The sequence below is a fragment of the Streptococcus sp. 3167 genome (assembly GCF_013277175.1).
Classification (GTDB): domain Bacteria; phylum Bacillota; class Bacilli; order Lactobacillales; family Streptococcaceae; genus Streptococcus; species Streptococcus pseudopneumoniae.
Map to the genome: position 1 here is coordinate 3,835 of NZ_VMML01000086.1, position 3,283 is coordinate 7,117.

Consider the following 3,283-nt stretch of genomic DNA (forward strand, 5'->3'; position numbering starts at 1 on the left):
AGTAACCATACCTACGGCAAGGCGATGTTAATGCGGATTGAAGAGATTTTTGAAGAGTATAAATCTTCCTAGGATAAAGCAAAACGCATAATATCAAGGGTTTTAAACACTTGATATTATGCGTTTTCTGATGTTAAAGACTTTCTACCAGGTTTTTTGAAGCATAATTGTTAGTTGTAGTCATTTATTATTCTTCAAAGAAAAATGGTGGGGCGAATTTTTTCAGTTCTTCAAAGCACTTTTGAGCAGCATCTGCATCTTCACAGATGATAAGACAGACATCATCACCACAAAGGGTAGCGATAGCGTCAGGGAAGCTCAAAGCATCAATGATAGAACCAAAGGATTGAGCCAGTCCAGGAAGGGTTTTTAGTAGGACTTGGTGTTGAACTGGGCGCATCAAGACAAGGGCGTCTTCCATGTAGAGTTCGAGACGTTTTTCCCATTTTGAGATGGAACCATTGTTAAGAACATAATAAGCGCTATCTTCTTCGCGGACTTTTGATAGGTTCATATTTTTGATGTCGCGTGAGAGGGTTGCCTGGGTCACTTGAATGTCGTTCTCAGCAAGAAGGGACTGCAATTCAGCCTGTGTATGAATCTTGTTTTTTGCAACAAGAGCGCGTATGAGTTGGTGGCGGTGCTCTGATTTATTCATAATAATGTAACTCCTTTTAGCAAGGTATGGTAAGCGTGGACTGAGCGAGGTCGACAGTCAAGTAGTAGTCGGTATTGTCACGGATGGTGATTTCAAAGTCAGTCGTATAGAGGACTAAACGAAGAGTATCTCCTTCTTTTAGATTGTAAATAGTTGGTTGCAGTTCAAATTGCACATCCATCCATTCATCTGCAGTAATATCCTCTACTAACAGTAAATCATTTCTATTTTGTAAATTAAGGTAACCTTTTGTCACGACTCGTTGTGCATCTGGTCTAAATGGCAGTTCACAGAGATTTTCCAGCATATGATAGCGACCGTTGTCAATGGTTCTAGCACTTAAAACAGCTGGATAAGGCTGTAAGTATTTCTTTTGACCAAGTTCCAGTAATTGAGCAGATAAAAGCCCCTTGTTTGTGCTGGATTTGATATGAAGATTGAGCTGAGCGCGACCGTTTAAATGAATGTCCTTGGTCACAGGAAGGTCAATAGTAATCTGATTAGCTTTCCCTTGATAGAGTTCTGTATTGAAGGTTTGGTAGGTCTTACCATAGCGCTCAAAATCCTTATCTGAGTACTGGTTTTGAATAACTTGCTCTTCTTGACCAAGTGAGAAGGTTTCAAAGTTCTCTTGCTCTCCAAAGGTATCAAGTGATAACCAAGTCTGAGGAGCGGTATTGTCCTGCCAGATAATGGTCGGAAGCTGAAAATCTGTTTCCTGTCCTAGTAATTTCTTGGTCAATAAGGCATTTATGGATTCACGGAAGTCAATTGACTGCCAGTTGTTCATGTAAACATGGGCACCATTATGGAAAAAGAGATGCTTGTGTATATGAGTAGGAAGAGCATGGAACATCTGGTAAACATGAAGTGGTTTGACATTCCAATCCTGTGAACCGTGGGTAAAAACAACCTCTGCTTTTACATTATGGACATTGAGCAGATAGTTGCGATCATGCCAAAACTGGTTATAGTCGCCAGTCTTGCGACCCAGTTGCTCTTTTACTTTTTCTAAGTCAGCTTGGTGAGCTTCATTGCCACGGATATAGTCGCCAGCCAAGAGATTACGAGAGTAGGTTAGTTCAGCAAGGGAGTCAAAGTCCTCACCTGGATAGCCACCTGGGCTAGTCACCAGACCGTTTTCTCGGTAGTAGTTGTACCATGAAGAAATTCCAGCCTCAGCAATGATTACTTCTAAACCATCAACACCTGTAGTGGCAAGGCCGTTTGACATGGTACCTAGATAGGAAAGTCCAGTTGTAGCTACTTTTCCGTTTGACCAGTCAGCTTTGACTTGACGCTGGCGCGTATAATCGGTAAAGGCACGGCAACGGCCATTAAGCCAATCAATGACATTTTTATAAGCCTCGATTTGCTGGTAGTCGCCATTAGTCATGAAACCAGTAGAGTCTCTGGTACCAACACCTGAAACATAGAGATTGGCAAAACCTCGTGGAAGGAAGTAGTCGTTGAGTGTATAGCTAGAGTTGATGTGAGTTAGCTTTTCCTCAGCTTCAGCCACAAGCTCAGCTTGGCCTTGAGATTGGACGAGATTGAGTTGAGGTTCCTCTAGTTCAATCTTATGAGCAGGCTTAACCTCGAGATTGCCCTCCATCTTGTAGAGAGCCTTGTCACTAGCCTTGTCATTGGTTCCCTGATGATAAGGGCTGGCTGTCATGATGGCAGGGATTTGGCCCTCATAACGAGGACGAATAATGTTAACCTTGACTAAGTCTGGTAGACCTTTTTGGTCGGTATCGACACGAGACTCCACGTAAACGACTTCACGAATGATATCATGGCTAGAAAAAGTAGCCAAACTCTTGCCGTTAAAGTAGTGGTAGTCATTATCCTCTGGAATAAGACCGTCACTGACAAGTTGGTCGATAAGAGTATTTCCTTTTTTGGTGCGAGTATTGAGTAACTGATAGAGATTTTCAAGCAAGTCACCGTATACAATAGGAAATCCAGTTTCTTTACGAAAAACGTCACTGTCTTCGAAGTCAACCAAATAAGAAAAGCCTAAAAGTTGAAAAGCAACAGTATAAAAAATATCCGCTGTCAGTTCATCTTCTGATTGACAAAATGTCAGCAGGTCTGTTTTTTTATCAGCTGCTAGGATGGAAAGTGGGTAGTTGGTGTCTTGATAAGTGAAAAAGAAACGACGTAAAAAGGTTTCAAGTGAGTCTTTGTGATTGGCTGTATTTTGTAAATCAAAGCCATATTTTTTTAGTTCAGATAAGATATTTTCTTTTGGGAAAGTGATATAACTATATTGATTAAAACGCATAGAACCTCCATATAGAATGATAGTTAAGGTTATTATATCAAAAAAAAAGCAGAAAGGGAATTGTTAACTGCAAAAGGAAATAATCCAATAAAAATGAATAAAGTGCTAAATTCAATATAGAGAACAGTGTAATAATAGATATAATTGGGTATAATATAAAAATTCTAGGAGATTTATATTGTATGTTTTCTATTTTTTATATATAATATAGTATAAATATAAAAACGATGACAAAAATACAAATGAATAGAAAGTAAATTAGTAAGCTGATGAAATTTTTCTCAAGAGAAGCCTTTTATAGGTGAAAATGGTATAATCCCGACTTTATCACTTAA

At 39.4% G+C, this 3,283-nt stretch carries 2 protein-coding genes; both read right to left on the minus strand.

The features are described from left to right. Positions 1–187: 187 nt before the first annotated feature. Positions 188–658 (minus strand): arginine repressor, encoded by a 471-nt coding sequence (locus tag HT678_RS10380; protein WP_023934390.1) that lies wholly within the window; start codon positions 656–658, stop codon positions 188–190. Positions 659–674: 16 nt separating this feature from the next. Further along, positions 675–2,948, minus strand: coding sequence for a Xaa-Pro dipeptidyl-peptidase (locus HT678_RS10385; protein WP_054388265.1), 2,274 nt, complete (start codon positions 2,946–2,948; stop codon positions 675–677). Between the last annotated feature and the right edge of the window lie 335 nt (positions 2,949–3,283).